This is a genomic window from Bacteroides sp. AF20-13LB, assembly GCF_003603065.1.
GTDB lineage: Bacteria > Bacteroidota > Bacteroidia > Bacteroidales > Bacteroidaceae > Bacteroides > Bacteroides uniformis.
Genome location: NZ_QTMH01000015.1, coordinates 20,108 through 38,800, shown reverse-complemented (window position 1 = coordinate 38,800; position 18,693 = coordinate 20,108). Strand labels below are relative to the sequence as shown.

Genomic DNA, 18,693 nt, shown 5'->3' with positions numbered 1-18,693 from the left:
TTATAAAAAGTATTCTTATGAAAAAGTACTGTAAACTATTTATATTGGCAGCAGCTCTGATGGGAGGCTTGTCTCTGAACAGCTGCATAGACCTTGACCCCATAGACTATTCCGACATCAATCCGTCCAATTTTCCACAAACGGAAACAGACGTTGAGTCGATGGTCAACTCATGCTACTACTCTGTACGCTCCAGCTGGTTCGACGGGCTCTTCTCAACCAGTGAACGCGGAGTAACCGTAGTAAACGACCTTACCACAGAAATTCTAACCTGCAAATCCGGTTTCCTGAAAGACGTATCCGACCTTAACTTTTTCCCAACCACCGCCGACCTTACCCGCTTCTACTACACAGATACAGATGCATACAGCGACGGTTGGCTCAATGACATCAGCCGCTGCACCTCCGTACTGGCACAGATTGAAGCATGCGACTTCCTGAGCACGGAGAAGAAACAACGCTACGCTGCGGAAATAAGATGTGCCCGCGGACTCATTTCCTATACCTTGTACGACATGTTCGGTCCACTGGTCATAGCTCCGCTGGAAGTACTGGAAAATCCCACAGTGGAAAAGCCGCTGGCACGCCTTTCCAAAGAGGAAATGGTAAAGTTCATAGAAGAAGACCTGATCTTTGCAGCTAGCTACCTGCCCACCCCAGCAGAAGCCGAATACGGCAGATTCAGCCAGGGACTTGCCAATATGCTCCTCATCAGGCTCTATCTGCACGAGAGCCCAGACGACAAGAGTTACTACACAAAAGTAGAAACGATTGCCCGCGAACTGATGAGTTCGTCTTACGGTTACCGCTTGTCTGCAGACTATACGAAGATGTTTGAGATAGGTGGACAAGGTAAGAGCAATACGGAAATAATATGGGCAATCCCCGTCAACACGGAAGCAGTAAGCTGGAATGACTGGCACATGTTCGTACTGCCCACCGACTTTGCAGACCATGGTATGGCAAGTGGATACGAATGCGTGAACAGCACCTGGTATTTCTATGATAGCTTTGAGGAAAATGACGTCCGTAAGACTTATCTGGTGACTTCTTACCAGGCTCAAAACGGTGACATCGTAGATCGTGAGAACCCCAGTTCACACCTTGAGTTAGGTCCTATTCCATTGAAATACGGCTACGACACCAACGTCACTGGCAATGGAGGCAAAAGTTCTATCGACCCGATTATCTACCGTCTGGCAGATGTGTATCTGACACTGGCAGAAGCGCTCTATCTGAAACCCGGCTCATCTGCTGCGGATAAGGAAGAAGCGATGACCCACATCAACACCATCCGCAACAGAGCCGGACTGGATGGTATCAGCAACAGTGAGGTCAATACGGAAGAAAAGTTCGTGGAAATACTACTGAAGGAAAGAAGCCATGAACTATGGTGTGAGAACGGACAATACCGTGCCGACTTGATTCGCTTTAACAAGTTCGTGGAACATGCCGAAACGGTAAAAGGTACGGCCTATGCCAACAAGAACAAGGAATTATATCCGTTACCACTCTCGGCCATCAACGACGGTAAGGGATTGGTTACACAGAATCCCGGTTATTAATATCCATTGCTCCTCGTCCCCATTCAGGAGATTGGGGAATCATTTAAATACAATATCCTATGAAAACAAGATATACTTTTCACACAGTATTACTGATAGCCCTATTGCTTGGCGGCCTCTTCCATTTCTCCGCCTGCACCTCTGACTCAAAGAGAGCCGAAACACAGATAAGTGTCTCCACACCACCCCGCCCTGCCGGACAGACCGATGTAGTGGGGCTGACCTGCGAACCTATCGAAACCGTGCGCATCGGATTTATCGGTCTGGGCGCCCGGGGTACCGAAGCCATCCGCCGCTTCACCTATCAAAAAGGAATCCAGGTAAAGGCTCTGTGCGACTTGAACCAGTTCCGAGTGGACAGCTGCCAAAACATGCTGAGTCGCGCCAACATGCCCGAAGCAACCACCTACTACGGCAGTGAAGATGTCTGGAAACAAGTGTGCGAACGCGATGACATAGACCTTATCTATATAGCCACCGACTGGATACACCATGCTCCCATGATGATTTATGCTATGGAGCACGGAAAACACGTGGCTTGCGAAGTACCCGCCGCCATGACACTGGATGAAATTTGGAAAGTGATAGACACCGCAGAACGTACCCGCAAACACTGCATGATGCTGGAAAACTGTGTCTATGACTTCTTTGAGATTACCACCCTGAACATGGCGCAGCAGGGTCTTTTCGGAAATATCACCCATGTGAAAGGAGCATACAACCATTGTCTATACGATATCTGGCCGGACTATAATGCCGACTGGCGCATGCAGTACAACATGGCCCACCGGGGAGACGTATACCCCACTCATGGAATGGGTCCGGCATGCCAGTTGCTGGACATTCACCGGGGCGACCGTATGAAGTATCTGGTGGCCATGGACAGCGATCCCGTTTCCCTTCCCGATTACCTGGATAAGCACGGAAGGACCGAAGATGCCAAGAACTTCCAGAACGGAGAAGTCACACTTACCTTGATACGTACAGAAAAAGGTAAAACCATCCAGATTGAGCACAACGTGGCCTCCCCCCGCCCTTACAGCCGTTTGTACCAATTATCCGGAACACAAGGATTTGCCGATAAATATCCGATGGAAGGATATGCTCTGGAAAGTAAGAACCTTCCAGAAACCATCACCAGCGGGCAGACCTTCACTGCCCACGAATACATGCCCGAAGCTGCCAAAAGCAGACTGATGGAGCAATACAAGGACCCCATCATCAAGGACATGGAAGAAAGAGCTAAGGAAGTGGGTGGACATGGCGGAATGGACTTCATCATGGATTCACGCCTCATCTACTGCTTGCACAACGGTCTGCCGCTGGATATGGACGTCTACGACCTTGCCGAGTGGTGCTCACTCATCCCGCTGACCAAACTCTCCATCGAGAATGGTTCGGTTCCCGTAGAAGTGCCCGACTTCACACGGGGAGCATGGAACAAGATACAAGGCTATCGACACGCTTTCGCCCAATAAGAAAAAAGCCATTTTATGAAACCGACCTTTTTATCTCATTTCTTAACACCCATACTGTTGTTCTGCGGGGTAGCTACGCTACCCCTGCAGGCACAGTCCTATAAAGACCCCACACTCTCGCCCGAGGAACGTACCACCGACCTTCTCCGACGGATGACACTGGAAGAGAAAATCGCCCAAATACGCCACATTCACTCCTGGAATATCTTTGACGAGCAAGACCTCAACGAAACCAAGTTGCAAGAATTCGTAGGTGACTTGTGCTGGGGATTTGTAGAAGGATTCCCGCTGACTGGAGAAAGCTGCCACCGGCACATGCGGCGCATACAAGAATATATGGTGAAGCATACCCGGCTCGGAATTCCGGTCTTCACAGTTGCCGAAGCCTTGCACGGTTCGGTACACGAAGGCTCCACCATCTACCCGCAGAACATCGCACTGGCTTCCACTTTCAATCCGGAGCTGGCCTACCGTCGTGCCGCAGAGATATCCAAAGAACTGCATTATCAAGGCATCTGTCAGATTCTGGCACCATGCATAGACGTGGTGCGCGATTTAAGATGGGGGCGTGTAGAAGAGAGTTACGGCGAAGACCCTTTCCTGAATGGCATCTTCGCTTATGAAGAGGCAAAAGGCTATCTGGACAACGGAATATCCCCTATGCTGAAACATTATGGTCCGCATGGCAACCCGTTGGGAGGTCTCAACCTTGCCTCGGTCCATTGCGGTGTGGGAGAACTGCATGATGTCTATCTCCAACCGTTCAAACGGGTTGTCACCTCCCTGCCGATACACGCTGTGATGTCCACCTACAATTCATGGAACCGTGTCCCCAACTCCTCCTCACACTATCTGCTCACCGAGGTCCTGCGCAACCGCTGGGGCTTTCAAGGGTATATATATTCTGACTGGGGAGCCATAGACATGCTACACACCTTCCAGCGTACCGCCTCCAACCAAGCGGAAGCAGCGGTGCAAGCCATTGTTGCCGGATTGGACGTAGAAGCCTCCAGCGAATGTTTCCCACATCTGGCTGCACTGGTCAAGGAGAAAAAAGTAGATGAAGGGATTATCGACAAGGCAGTGAGCAGGGTTCTTCTTGCCAAATTCCGTATGGGATTGTTCGAGGACCCTTATGGAGACAGATTTGCAGGACACTCCTTGCACTCGCAGGAGAATATCCAGGTAGCGCGACAGATAGCCGATGAATCTACCGTCCTTTTGAAGAATGACAAGGACCTGCTACCGCTAAACCTATCTCAGTTGAAATCCATTGCTGTCATCGGACCGAACGCAGACCAGGTGCAGTTTGGAGATTATACTTGGAGCCGTACCAACCAAGATGGCATCACCCCGCTGGAAGGCATACGCAAGCAGGTGGAACCGGTCGGCATAAAGATACGTTATGCCAAAGGATGCAACATGATGTCCATGGATACCACGCAAATTGCGGCGGCTGTTGAAGCGGCACGGCAGAGCGATGCAGCTATTCTGTTCTGCGGCAGCGCTAGCGCCTCGCTGGCAAGGGATTACCACGAAACCAACTGCGGAGAGGGCTTCGACCTTACCGACCTTTCTCTGACAGGTGCCCAAGGGAAGTTGATACAAGCCGTCCATGCCACCGGGAAACCGGTCGTGCTGGTCTTGGTTACGGGAAAGCCTTTCGCCATCGCATGGGAAAAGGAGCATATACCCGCCATCCTTGTACAATGGTATGCAGGAGAGCAGGAAGGCAGCTCCATCGCCGATATTCTGTTCGGAAAGACAAATCCTTCCGGCCATCTGACCGTCTCGTTCCCCAAAAGCAGCGGACATCTGCCTGCCTATTACAACCACTTGCCTACGGACCGGGGATTCTATCATAAACCGGGAAGTTATGAACAGCCCGGTAGGGACTATGTATTCTCCTCTCCCGGTCCCTTATGGGCCTTCGGGCACGGACTGACCTATACAACCTTTGAGTATGCGGATTTGCAGATAGAACAAACAACGGATTCGGTAAAAGTCCTTGTAACAGTGAAAAACACCGGAACACGGGCGGGTAAAGCCGTACCGCAACTCTACGTAAGGGATGTGTTTAGCTCCATATCCACCCCGGTCAGGCAGTTGAAAGCGTTTCAGAAAGTAGAGCTGAAACCCGATGAAGAAGTTCAAGTCCCCCTGCACTTTGCCATCGAAGATTTAGCCTTTACTAACGAAAACGGACAGACGGCAGTAGAACCTGGTAACTTTGAGATACAAATGGGAGATGCTTCAGACCATATCTTGTTGAAAGACATCATCGGTATAGGAAAGACCTCTGCCGATGGGCACCAAACAGAACAAAGACAAGCCGGAAAAGAAATAGGTAAAGGAACCATTATATCCATCAAAGGCATGGTGCGCGATGTGCAGGCCACTCCGGCAGACAGAGTGGAAATCTACTCTACCGCACAGCAACGGGTGGTGGGTGTCACTGATAAAAGCGGCAGATATACCATAGAGGTACCGGAAGATGATATACTTGTTTTCCGCAAATCCGGATATCTAAACGAGGAGGTCAACGTGGCTGGAAAGAGCAGCATTCTGATTACAATCAGAAACGGAACAGACCTTTAGCCGTGAACGTGAAAGAGTAAGGGAGAAGAATCAAAAGACAATAGGTATTCATGCACGAGATGTACATCTCATCCTGTACGAGATATACATCTCACGCAGCATAAGATGTGCATCTCGTACATGAAAAACAATAATGTTTCTATCGGGAAAGTATAGGTTCCCACCCATTATGGGATAAGGCTCTCCATTTCAGTCTATTCCGTCACCAACGGACGCTTACGCCAATCGTCCTTCACATAGCTGTCGGGGTAGACCGTCTTATCAATGATTTCACCACCTTTCAGACGAATCCAGGTGGTGAAAGTACGGGCGCCTTCCTTCATCACAATGACACGTGCACCGTTGGGAAGGTGGTTGTACTCAGTATTGCCACCTGTGAAGCGGCCGTAGGCCAGAAGGATTCCTTTCCACATCACGGCATAGTCGTTGTCATGGTCGTGCCCGACAAACATACCCATCACATCACCGGCCTCTTTCATGGCAGTGAACATGCCCGTATTCAGTTCCGGAGCGCAAGCCTTTTCCATGCGGGTACCTATCAGTATGGCGTTCTCGTCAGAAGCGGCTTCATTATATTCCGGCAGAGGGATATGAAAGAATGCCAGTGCAGGCAAAGGTTGCCCACCGTTTTTTGCTTTATAAGCGGCACTCTGCTGGCGGTACCAGTTCACCTGGTCGAAAGTGAGCCAGTCGTACCCTTTTACATCGGGCAGTTTGGAGTAGGAATGGGAATCCAGACAGTAAAGCAGGGCTGCATCCTTCTTGCCGTCCGAGGATTTCAGTGTGAGGACATAGTCGGGAGATTCTACTCCGCCACGGTCGGGCTGGATATTGAAAGGCATGGAACGGATAACGTCATAAAGCTCAGCACGTGTTTTTCCCTGCTCGTTGTCGTGGTTGCCAAAGGTTACGACAAAAGGAATCTTACGGTCCGTAGCATAGGAAAGCACCTTGCGCATGGCTGTATCGGCAGGTGCGGCATAAACCATATCGCCGGTAAAGACTACTAAATCGGGGCACTCAGCATCAAGCACCTCGCCAATACGCTTCAAAGCAATATCCGAAGCCGGATTGCCATACTTGAAGTGGATGTCTGTAAACTGGACGATTTTAAACTCTCCGTTCTTGTTGAACTGCAAAGGCGATACTTGTGCCGGGCAGAACAAGGAGGATAAAAGTGTCAGACAAAAGGCCAAAGAGATTTTCTTCATATAAGTGGATGATTAAATTGAGTTGATATTATTATTCCTTTACTATCAATACAGTGGCATAGGCGGATATACCTTCCTCTCTGCCCGTAAAGCCAAGTTTCTCCGTGGTGGTGGCCTTGATGGAGATGGCATCCTCATCTATTCCCATCACCGCGGCAAGCGTACGCTGCATTTCGGGAATATAGGCCTTCAACTTAGGCCGCTCAGCGCAGATGGTGGCATCAATGTTACCTACCGAATAGCCTTTGGTAGCTATCAATTCTATTGTTTTCTTTAGCAGAATCTTGCTGTCTATGTTCTTAAACTCACCGGCAGTATCAGGAAAATGATAGCCGATGTCACGCATATTCGCCGCTCCCAGCAATGCGTCACAGATAGTATGGATGAGCACGTCCGCATCCGAGTGCCCCAACAATCCCTTTTCATGTTCCAAGCGAATACCGCCTAGCCAAAGCTCGCGCCCTGCCACCAGCTGGTGGACGTCAAAGCCAAAACCTACACGTATCTTCATATCGTTGCTTCTTTAAGTTGACACGAAAGTACGGAATTTATATCTGAAAAGAAAAATTTTCATCTTCTTTTAAATGAAAAAAGGAACTGCCAAGCCATCCAAATGATATATTTCAGTTGAATAGCGTAAGCAATTCCTTTAAAAACAAATTATTCTTAAAATCTAATACCTATTGTTTTTTACCTACTTCTTTACGCTAAATTTATAAATACAAGTATGAGTATATTTTTCTTCCGGAGACAAATAAGTTGAAGGGAAATTCACATGATTAGGACTATCCGGGAACTTTTGGGTTTCCAAAGCTAAGGCCTCTCTATATTTTATAGTTTCACCATATTTACCTTTCACCTCACCATTAAAAAAATTCCCACTATAAAACTGTAACCCGGGCTGGTCAGTATACACCTCCATCAAACGCCCACTTTGCGGTTCGTACAAAGAAGCTATCAATCTTACTTTCGCCTCAGTTCTCTTCAGCACCCAATTATGATCATACCCCAAACCATTCCGTAACTGCTCATCCTCCATATTTATCCTGCTTCCTATCACTACTGGATTACGAAAATCAAACGGAGTTCCATCTACCGAGACAATCTCTCCTGTAGGAATCAATAAGCTATCAACCAAGGTTATGCTATCAGCATTAATGGTCAAGATATGGTCAGTAATCGTTCCACCAGACTCACCTTTCAAATTAAAAAAGGCATGATTAGACAAGTTTACAACCGTCGGCTTATCCGTAGTAGCTTCATATATAATTTTAAATTCATTTTCAGATGTCACAGAGTAACGAACCTTAATATTAAGCGTACCAGGAAATCCTTCCTCATTATCCGGTGAAACGTATGAAAAATCAATGGACTTATCAGAAATCCTATCAACATTCCATACTCTCATATCTAATCCTTTCAATCCTCCATGAAGGGTTTGTCCATTATTATTAAGAGGCAATTGATATTGTACACTGTCTATCATAAACCTTCCTTTTGAAATACGATTGGCATATCTTCCTACAATAGAACCCAAGAAACGTTCCCCTTCATTATTCAAATAGCGATCTATATTTTCATAACCTACAGCTACATCTGCATACTCTCCATCTTTATCAGCCGTCCAAATAGAAACAACCCGTAACCCCAAATTAGTGACTTGTACAACAAGTCCATTACCAGAGTCTATCGTATACAATGAAACAAGTTTACCATTCACCTCCTTTTCAAAAGCAGATGCGTTTAACAACGAAATTTTCCCACTGTCTTTTGGAACACATGAAAACAGAGACAGAAGCATTATAAAAGTAAACAAATATCCCTTCATATTCTTTCTTTGCTATAAATTTATTCAAATTCGCGACCCTACCTAAATAGAAGAGGCTCTAATTGCCTCCATAATATTGGCAGGAGGCCGTTTATTATTTAATTCGTTTTTCATGAAATTCATATACGGAGCCACATAATCAAAAAATTGATAATATCCTTTACATAAATAATTTAACCCAGACTCACCCAATTCAGTTTTACAAAACCGGTTCTTTGGACATTCACCATTACAAGCAAATAAGAATTTACAGTTTTTACATTGTCTTGGTAAAGACCTATACTTGTTTTGTCCAAATTCCAATTGCTTCTCTCCATAAAACATCTCTATCAATGTTTTTGAATAAATATTTCCTAATTTATACTGAGGGAACACAAAATGGTCACATGAATACACATCACCATTAAACTCCATTACCCCTGCATGCCCGCACGTTTTTCCCATTGTGCATATGCCTGGATTTTCACCGACCCAATTCGCCAAAGTTGCGTCAAATAACTGTATGTAATACTCACCGACATCATTATGCACCCATTCCTCAAAAATAGTACATAAGAAATTTCCCCATTGTTCAGGCGTAACAGAAAATTCCATCAATTCAGGAGTATCCTCTCCAATTGTAGCCAATAGGCGTCCGTCATTATGCCTAAAAATACGTTCGACAATAGGAGTAAACTGTATATAACGACATCCTATCTCTTTAAAGAAATTATAAAACTCCAACGGATAGTCTGCGTTGAGATTATTAACAACAGCCATAGCATTCCAATCAACCCCATATTTATTCAATAAATGGATTCCCTTCATCACCTTCACAAAAGAGGGTTGTCCCTGCTTATTCCTTCGATATCTGTCATGAAACTCTTGAGGGCCATCAATAGACACCCCTACAAGCCAATCATTCTTTTTTAAAAATTCGCACCATTCGTCAGTCAACAATGTACCATTAGTCTGTATGCAATTGCTAATTGTTCTTCCGTGAGCATACTTCTGCTGCAACTCCATAGCCCTCTTATAAAAAGCAAGGGGACGCATCAATGTTTCTCCTCCATGCCACGTGAAAAGAATCTGAGGCATAGTTTGAGAATTGATATATTCCTCAATAAACTTCTCTAATAGCTTGTCATTCATTACATGTTTCGGCTCATCTTTATACAATTTAGACTTTTCCAAATAATAACAATAACTACAAGCTAGATTGCATACAGCACCAACCGGTTTAAGCATTACATACAACGGATGGGCAAATGGTGCGAAAATTGCCATATCTTCTACAACTAAAATAAAATATTACACAAATAAATATACAAGCTCAATGAAACAAATAATTGTGTTCATTTCTCCTAAAACGATAACGCTGGCGTGGTATTGGCAAAGGGTCATGCGTTGAAATATCCCATCTCAAAAGTTCCTCTATCATTTCATTTTTTACTTTATTAAATTTCTTGTCAGAAAACAAATTATTCAGTTCTGAAGGATCCGCTTTGAGATTATAAAGTTGACCATTAGCATTCATATCATAAACCAGTTTCCAATCCCCCTTCCGGAGCATGCGCATCGTTCCACTTTGTGTCCATGTATTAAGTTCATCAAAAAATAATCCCTTTTTACCTACTGCCCCCTCTTCCCTATAGTCCGTGGCATCCACCTTCGTATAATACATTCCGCCAAATCCATCTTGAGCCATGACGCTTCTGAATTCTTGTTCCGGATATTCTTTCCCTTGTAAGAGCGGCCAAAGACTACGTCCCTGCACTCCCATTGGAATTTCAGCTCCTATTATTTCACAAATAGTAGGAAAAATATCAATAATACTCACATGAGCATTGTGAGGAATAGCAGATGCTTTAATACCAGGACCAGTCCACTGCATAGGAATACGCGTAAGAACATCATCAAGTCCTACCCCTTTTTTCATTAAACCGTATTCGCCTACATAGTCACCATGATCTGCAACAAATATAATTATCGTATTATCATATACTCCGTTTTTCTTCAGTTCCCCGACAAAGCGTGACAATTGGTCATCTATCATACGCAACATTCCGTGATAATTTGAACGTAAGCGCTGCAGATTTTCCCTATATCCGACATGCCCTTGTGCCATCATTTCGGCTAATAATTGATATTCCTCGCCTTTAGTATTTAAATCTTTGGCTGAACTTCCCATTTCAGGAAGTGATTCTGGAGGAAACATTGAATAATAGGGCTCGCAAACTTGATAAGGATTATGAGGCTCAGCAATCGAAAACCACATCAGAAAAGGTTTATCCTTATGCGAATCAATCCAATGACAAGCATCATCTACCATCCGATAAGGCAACTGCGCTTCTACTCCATAAGGGGATGGTTCCATACTGGCATACATATCCAGAGTTCCCAAATACCGGTCAAAAGCCTTTCCTTTCTCACTCTTGTTCCTTGACTCCTGTCCACCGTGATTATACGGACTCCAATAATCCACCCGGTCAGCAGTAAGATGTGAGTGATTTTTTCCAACCATAGCAGTGGTGTATCCTTTTTCTTTAGCTACATCAAAAAGATCCTTTGTATAGTAGGCATCTTTTATATTATGATTGGACTTAACATGGGTCGCACTCGGAAATCTTCCGGTCAACATTGAAACACGTGCCGGACCACTGGCTGGAGCAGAGGTATAAGCACAGTCAAACCATGTACCATTTTTGGCCAGATTATCGGCAAAAGGCATCGTGTTCAGCGGATATCCTTCCCGTTGTAACAAATCAACACGCAATTGATCTGCCATAATAATGATGATATTGGGCTCCTTCGTTACTTCCTGTGCAGAGATAGAAGATAAAACTGAAACTGAAACTGAAACTCCTGCCAAGATTTTCTGCCTAACATTACTTTGCATAATCAAATATAGTTATTATTCAATACAAATTATTTCACAAGTGTTTTATTATTTAGGAGAAGGAACAACCATACAGCGTTTCGCCCATTCTTCATATTGTTTTTGCATCTTCGCTAACCTATCTGGATATTTGTCAGCAACATTGTGCATTTCGGTTCTGTCCTCATTAAGATTATACAGTTCCCACTGTGCTTTGTTACCTGGCTGAATTATTTTCCATCCGTCTTTAGCAATAAAAGCTTTTTCATTGAAATGTTCGAAGCCCAAATATTCATGTCCCTTCCTTTTACTACCCTTTAAAATAGGAACAAGACTCTTTCCTTCCAACGGAAGAATTGAATTGCCTTGATATTTTTTTGGATATTTGGCCTTTGCCAAGTCAATGCACGTAGCCATTATATCTATTACATGTCCCGGCTGATTTGTAATTCCCCCTTTTCCTTTATTTATACCTTTGGGCCAGAAGGCTATCAAAGGTGTATTGATTCCTCCCTCATAAGATTTCGCTTTCCAAAAACGGAACGGCGTATTAGCAACATTAGCCCATATCGGCCCGATAGATGCATAAGAAAGCTCGGAACCCGGCAAAACTTCTTTCTTACGAGGATAAATAATCTTTTCTCCAATGCGAGTCATATCCGGACGGTCATTCTCTCCTTCGCTGTAGTTTTGACAAACCTCACTACTACAACCATTATCGGACAAAAACAAAATCAATGTATTGTCTAATTGATTATTCTTCTCTAAAGCATCTATCAGTTCACCAATTCCCTGATCCATTCTATCCACCATGGCAGCATGTACAGCCATTGCTCTTGCATCCCATTCTTTAGTCGGATTATCTTCCCATTTTTTAGGACTTTGACGAGTAGTCAGAAAATTATCTGCACCTGAAAATATACCCAGTTCTTTCATTCTCTCATAACGTTTCTCCCTAATAGCGTCCCATCCTACTTTATAAGTATTCTCATATTTTTTTATATCCTCAGGAAGAGCATGCAACGGCCAATGAGGAGCGGTATACGACAGATAAAGAAAAAAAGGTTTATCTGCATTCGCATATCTATTTACATAAGATACAGCACTATCAGACAAGGCACGTGTTATATAATAATCTTTAGGTACATTTCTTACCGGAATGTCACCATTGACTAAACTGAATGGATCAAAATAATTTGCAACGCCATAAATAATCCCATAAAAATCATCGAATCCACGATTAACCGGGTAACATGCCTTATCGGCAAAATCTTCATGGTACACATGATGAGCAAGCCATTCACGCTGGTCAGACTTCAATGGAGTTTCAGCGATATGCCATTTACCTACCATTCCTGTTTGGTAACCAGCCTCTTTCAGAACCTCTGCTATAGTAACTCCATTCTCTGTCAATTGTCCTCTATACCCCGGCAAGTTATCATTAAATGTCATCCGTCCGATACCCGCTTGATGAGGATACAATCCAGTAAGTAAAGATGCCCGCGTAGGACAACTACGACTTGCATTATAAAAACTATTGAATCTTATCCCTTCTTGTGCCAACTTATCCAAGTTGGGGGTCTGAATTTCTCCTCCATAACACCCCATATCAGAGTAGCCTAAATCATCGGCAAGAATTACTATTATATTCGGACGGTTATCCTGCTGGGCATAAGCATACATGGAAGTCAATGTTAAAGCCCCGAAAGCTGTTGTATGTAATAACTTATTCATTATATTTTATATTTAATTGGTTACGATTATCAGTTCCTTACCTTCTTTCAATTGACTATGAGATATGAAATAACTATCTAATATTTTCTCTCCATATCTAATCTCATTTATCTTCTCTCCAGCTCCTTTCCTAGTTATTATGAAATCCGTCCCATCCAGATTAAAAATAACCTTCTCAAATAAAGGAACAGTCACAATATATTCTGGATCAGCTGGCGAGTAAGTATACAGACCGATAGCATTCAAAACATACCAAGATGACATCTCACCAGCATCATCCATACCAGAATAAGCCAATTTCTTAGGTCCCATCCTATAATAACCATTCAGAACTCTATTCAAAAGTTTCTGCGCTTTTTCCTGCTTATCCACAAAATAATACATATATATAGAACTGTGCCCCGGCTGGTTTCCATGGCAATATTGTCCAATAAAAGTTGTCAAATTATGAGCCTCATACCCATCCCATGGGATCATAAACAAAGAATCAAGCTTGTTTTCAAATGCTTTCTTACTTGGATAAAGTGCTATGAATCCCTCCGAATCATGCGGAGCAAAGAATGTAGATTGCCAACCATTCGCTTCACGGTACATATATTCATAAAAAGGTCTTTTAGGATCAAATGGTGTAATCCATGTTCCATCTTTCAAACGTCCGCGCATAAACTGGGTTGAGGGGTCGAAAAGATGTTTGTAACTATCAGTCCTTTTCATTAATTTTTCATAGTTTTCGCTATCGCCCAACTCTTTAGCTAAAAGTGCAGTAGCGTAGTCATCATAAGCATACTCTTGTGTTTTAGTTACAGCAGCTTTAGCTACAGTTTCCAATTTAGGGTTCGTAATATCATCTTCCGAAATCCATCCTTGCTCCATATATTCTTTAATGAAACGTCTCCCCCCCATTGGACCTTTACCACTACCTTCCACAAAAGCATTATTAAGCAATAATTCATAAGCTGCCTGTACATCAAAATCACGTATTCCCCTCAAATAACTACCTGTTACAAATGTTGACGCATGATCACCGTGGAAAAAGGTAGGCATAAACCCACCGATTTTTCCTCTATCCGTTATTGATTTTATAACATCTGTTGCCACATCAGGTGAAATCATTCCCAATAAAATCAATTTATTACGATAATCATCCCAAAAAGATGGATTGCTATAATAGCGAAAACCTTTATTTACGGTATTTCCATTTGCATCCACAAATTCTCCATTTGCATCACTAAGAAGAATGGGCCATAGGAACGAGCGGTAAAAAGTAGAATAGAATGTCTCTTTTTCTTCTTCCGTACCTCCAATTACACGTATCTTAGACAACAATTTTTCCCATGATTCCTCTGCTTCAGTTCTTACCTGACTAAAACTCTTAGCCAACATTTCACTTTCTAAATTTTCTTTGGCATTTTCTACACTGACATAAGAAAATCCCACTTTTAGCTCAAGCGGTTCCGCTATATCATCATTATCTAAGAAATTCACAACACTAACTTCTGTTTCATCATCTTTCAAGGATTCTATATTACGAATTTTATGATTAGTTACCGCATAGAAGTAGAAAGTAGATCCGGCTTTCTGATATCCTATAAAAACATTATTATCCCTTTTTTCCAATTTCCAATCTTTTACATGTTCATTCGAACGAGCAAGATCAGCCAAGAGTTTTTTATTCTTACCGTCCTTATAGGTATATTTATGATAGGCACAACGCAATGTAGAAGTTACCTCAGCATTTATATCATATTTTTCAAGGTAAACTTGATAATAACCGGGACTGGCCGATTCATGTTCATGACTATAACTGGAATAATACGTCTTAGGTTCCACTTCTCCACTAACACCAATAAATGGAACATAACAGAGATTCCAATGTCCCTTACTAGTATGTACAAAAGCATATATAACAGTATCTTCATATTGGTAACCCGAACCACTCCGCCACATTGTTACGGGAGTTACTTGTACCATTGAGTTCGGCAAAGAGGCACCTGGATAGACTTCAGCTCCCCACGCCCGTCTGGTTGGCTTATACCCTAATTCAGTACTATCCCACAAAGTTGCAGTTCCGATAAAGGGATTAACATAATCAGTCAATCGGTTCGATTTTTTAGCGACAGAACAACCAACTAAAACGCATAGCATATTTAGCAAGATAATATATTTGACAAGTTTCATCTTATTGTATTTTTAATGTTTCTTGGGATTCCATTTATGCTCCAAAGCTCTCATTTCAGTTTCTTGCCCCTTATCACCTTGTGAGTCCATCCATCTCTGCAATTGCCGACGCAACTTTTTCACTTCAGATGCATATTTTACATCATCAATCAAGTTATGCATTTGATAAGGGTCGTTTATTATATCATATAATTCTTCTTTAGGACGATATTGATATTTATGGATTTGCTGTTTTGCAAATATATCATTTTCCGCTTCATTTATCCATGAAAACCATACAGGATCTTGTTTGCGAGTGATTATATTCTGGAAAGGCACCTCCGGAGTTAAATTTAATATATAGCTGAATTTGTCATTTCTCACACTGCGAATACCGTAATAATCTGCCCCATTCGCAATGCCCCTCGTTGTTTGTATGCCAAATACATATTCCTTATTTGTCTTTTTTCCTTTTATCACAGGCAGAAAACTTTTTCCATCAAGACCTTTGGGCACTGATGCACCAGCAATATCAAGCAGGGTAGGTGTGACATCTACATATTCACACATGGCATCCGTTTCACTTCCAGGCATAGTGACCCCTTTCCAACGTACAATAAAGCCAGTTTGCAAACCAGCATCATAACAAGTCCATTTGGCAAACGGAAATTGATGCCCTTGTTCACTTGTAAATATAAACACTGTGTTTTCATCCAGATTATATTTCTTAATAAGTGCATCAATTTTGCCAACATCCGTATCCAGCTGATTAATTTCGGCAAGATAATTAGCATAATTCTTCCTTGTCTCTTTTGTATCGACAAGTGTTGGAGGAAGCGTCAACTTCTCTGCATCAAAAAGCGACCGATTGCCTCTTGTCCAAGGAGAGTGTGGATCATTTGAAGCCAGATACAAAAAGAAAGCTTGTTTCTTTACTGCAACATCAGCAATAAAAAGCTCTAAATCCGGAATATTCAGATTTTTATAGTCACCACTCAAATACTCAAAAGGGAATGCCTCCAAAGGAGCAATATGCCGTTTACCTTGCATGGCTACCCGATAACCTGCCTTTTTCAAATAATACGGAAGCGTCTTAACTCCTTCATCAATAAATGTATGATTAGGATATGCACCCGACTTCACTGGATAAAGTCCTGTCAACAAACAATGTCTGGTAGGGGAGCTCATAGCCGTAGCCTGAAAAAATCGGTTGAATTTCAAACCTTCAGATGCAATTCTATCAATATTAGGAGTTACGGCATCCGGACTCCCATAGCAACCGAGATCCCCCATACGGCAATCATCAGCTATAACCAAAATAATATTGGGAAGTGTATTCTGGGCTACCGCGGATATACTCGAAAGAGTTACACCAGCCATCACCAACAATTGCGTTTTACAGATATTCATAACATCCATATCTAAATTATCAATATTATACCTTTATTCTGCAGATAAAGAGTTACATATTTTTTTATTAATTTCTCTAACTCTTTCTTCCTCTATTTTTATGGCCTTGCGATCATAAGTCATCAGTCCATTCACTTCCACCTCAACATCGGTCGTTTGTGTATAAACAGCACCCGACACCCCTCTAGGGACAAGTTCAAGCAAGCTTTCCCCAAACTTTACATATTCATCAGTAACTTCTTTAGTGTTTTTAAACTGCACATATCCCCAGTTCTTATTAGGTTGCCAAAGGTGCCCCTTCATAGGTAAGCCAATACCACCATATTCCCCAACCACATTTACCTGAGTGGGTTCATACATCATCAACTCCGGCCGGGGATACCGATGTATATCCAAAATATCACCCACCTTATAATAATGATTACCACCACTAGCAGCATTTACCAATCGGGAAGGGTCATAATACTCTGTCCATTCTGCTATTTCTTTTGTTTTGAATTGTCCCCAAGCCTCATTGAAAGGAACCCAAACAACAATAGAGGGATATGGCATAAGATAGTCCATTATTTCTCTCCATTCTTTCTTAAAATTCTCTTCTGATTCAATGGAGCGTTCGTTCTCCTTACCATCAAAATAATTATATTGAATCCATTTAGGAGAATTATCACCACTCGGCATATCTTGCCACACAAGAATACCTAGACGATCGCAATGCGTATACCAGCGTGCAGGCTCTACCTTTATATGCTTACGAATCATATTGAACCCCCAATCTTTCGTTTTCTCAATATCATATGCCAGAGCTTCGTCTGTCGGAGCTGTATATAATCCATCTGGCCACCAACCTTGATCCAAGGGACCAAACTGGAAACAGTCTTTATTATTGAGCTGCATACGCATAATACCATCCTTATCCTTATGCATTGAGATTTTACGCATTGCAGCATAACTCTTAACTTTATCAGTCTTCTTCCCCTTATCTAACAAAGTTACCTCCAAATCATATAAGAAGGGAGATTCCGGAGACCATAACTTAACATCTGCAAGAGCAAGTTCCAATGTTTCCCCTACAACACCCTTAGTCATTGCCACTATGGTATTCTGTTCCTTCAATACAATCTGCACGACATCCGACGATGTAGTGTTTTGTGTACCAACTTTCACTTTCAAGTTCTTATTATCAATATCTGCAACAGAAACTACATTAGATATATATTTGCTACTTACCGGCTCTAACCATACCGTTTGCCAAATACCAGAAACCGGAGTGTACCAAATAGCATGGGGATTCTTTACTTGTTTCCCTCTAGGTATATACGATTCATTTGTAGGATCCCAAACCTTCACTACAAGCTTCTGGCTACCTGATGTCAAAAAAGGAGTTATATCAAATTTAAACGGTACATATCCCCCTGTATGTGTACCAATTTTCACATCATTCAAATATATCTCCGCTTTCCAGTCAACTGCTCCAAAATGTAAAAGAATATTCTTACCTCTCCAGCTAGAAGGAATATTGAAAGTTCTCTTATACCACAATTCTTTCTCTTTACCCAATTCTTTCTGCACACCAGAAAGACTTGATTCAACAGCAAAAGGAACAAGTATCTTTCCATCAAATTTTTGTGGTTCTTTTTGTCCGAAGGGTAAAATCGCATATTCCCATAACCCGTTAAGGTTCAACCAGCTGTCCCGTTCCATAATAGGACGGGGATATTCCGAAAGTATATTATCAAGATTAAGCGTTTCCGCCCATGCAGTCTTAATCTTATCACCTGCAGGTTTCCACTGAGCCGACATAGATATACTTAAAAATAAGAATGCAATAAATATTAATTTAGTTTTCATCTGATAC

12 protein-coding genes are annotated in these 18,693 nt (G+C 42.6%); 3 read left to right on the top strand and 9 right to left on the bottom strand.

Annotated features, from left to right (window positions below; translation table 11 throughout):
• Positions 1–17: 17 nt before the first annotated feature.
• The 3 genes from DWX62_RS17575 to DWX62_RS17565 are packed head-to-tail and all read left to right on the top strand — an operon-like array spanning position 18 to position 5,641.
• Positions 18–1,565, top strand: a complete 1,548-nt coding sequence (locus tag DWX62_RS17575) for a RagB/SusD family nutrient uptake outer membrane protein (protein WP_057253866.1) — start codon at positions 18–20, stop codon at positions 1,563–1,565.
• Between the two features lie 59 nt (positions 1,566–1,624).
• A complete protein-coding gene (locus DWX62_RS17570; protein WP_005829667.1) occupies positions 1,625–3,043 on the top strand; it encodes a Gfo/Idh/MocA family oxidoreductase in 1,419 nt (472 codons plus the stop codon).
• A gap of 15 nt (positions 3,044–3,058) precedes the next feature.
• Positions 3,059–5,641, top strand: coding sequence for a glycoside hydrolase family 3 N-terminal domain-containing protein (locus DWX62_RS17565; RefSeq protein WP_120173040.1), 2,583 nt, complete (start codon positions 3,059–3,061; stop codon positions 5,639–5,641).
• Between the two features lie 194 nt (positions 5,642–5,835).
• Here DWX62_RS17565 and DWX62_RS17560 read toward each other — a convergent pair whose 3' ends face one another.
• The 9 genes from DWX62_RS17560 to DWX62_RS17520 all read right to left on the bottom strand — a co-directional run bounded on the left by DWX62_RS17560 (position 5,836) and on the right by DWX62_RS17520 (position 18,686).
• Positions 5,836–6,852, bottom strand: coding sequence for a metallophosphoesterase family protein (locus tag DWX62_RS17560; protein WP_117878998.1), 1,017 nt, complete (start codon positions 6,850–6,852; stop codon positions 5,836–5,838).
• 31 nt (positions 6,853–6,883) lie between these two features.
• Complete coding sequence (gene ispF, locus DWX62_RS17555) at positions 6,884–7,363, bottom strand: 2-C-methyl-D-erythritol 2,4-cyclodiphosphate synthase (RefSeq protein ID WP_005829658.1); 480 nt, start codon at positions 7,361–7,363, stop codon at positions 6,884–6,886.
• 183 nt (positions 7,364–7,546) lie between these two features.
• Positions 7,547–8,680: an aldose epimerase family protein gene (locus tag DWX62_RS17550; RefSeq protein WP_005829656.1), complete on the bottom strand. Its 1,134-nt coding sequence runs from the start codon at positions 8,678–8,680 to the stop codon at positions 7,547–7,549.
• A gap of 42 nt (positions 8,681–8,722) precedes the next feature.
• Complete coding sequence (locus DWX62_RS17545; protein WP_005829655.1) at positions 8,723–9,946, bottom strand: anaerobic sulfatase-maturation protein; 1,224 nt, start codon at positions 9,944–9,946, stop codon at positions 8,723–8,725.
• A gap of 46 nt (positions 9,947–9,992) precedes the next feature.
• Positions 9,993–11,558 (bottom strand): sulfatase-like hydrolase/transferase, encoded by a 1,566-nt coding sequence (locus DWX62_RS17540; RefSeq protein WP_005829653.1) that lies wholly within the window; start codon positions 11,556–11,558, stop codon positions 9,993–9,995.
• A gap of 48 nt (positions 11,559–11,606) precedes the next feature.
• Positions 11,607–13,220, bottom strand: coding sequence for an arylsulfatase (locus DWX62_RS17535; protein WP_207806027.1), 1,614 nt, complete (start codon positions 13,218–13,220; stop codon positions 11,607–11,609).
• A 63-nt stretch (positions 13,221–13,283) separates the two neighbouring features.
• Positions 13,284–15,449, bottom strand: a complete 2,166-nt coding sequence (locus tag DWX62_RS17530; RefSeq protein ID WP_005829649.1) for a GH92 family glycosyl hydrolase — start codon at positions 15,447–15,449, stop codon at positions 13,284–13,286.
• A 12-nt stretch (positions 15,450–15,461) separates the two neighbouring features.
• Entirely contained in the window at positions 15,462–16,847 is a 1,386-nt protein-coding gene (locus DWX62_RS17525; protein ID WP_005829647.1) for a sulfatase, read from the bottom strand.
• 24 nt (positions 16,848–16,871) lie between these two features.
• Positions 16,872–18,686: a sugar-binding domain-containing protein gene (locus tag DWX62_RS17520; protein WP_005829645.1), complete on the bottom strand. Its 1,815-nt coding sequence runs from the start codon at positions 18,684–18,686 to the stop codon at positions 16,872–16,874.
• Between the last annotated feature and the right edge of the window lie 7 nt (positions 18,687–18,693).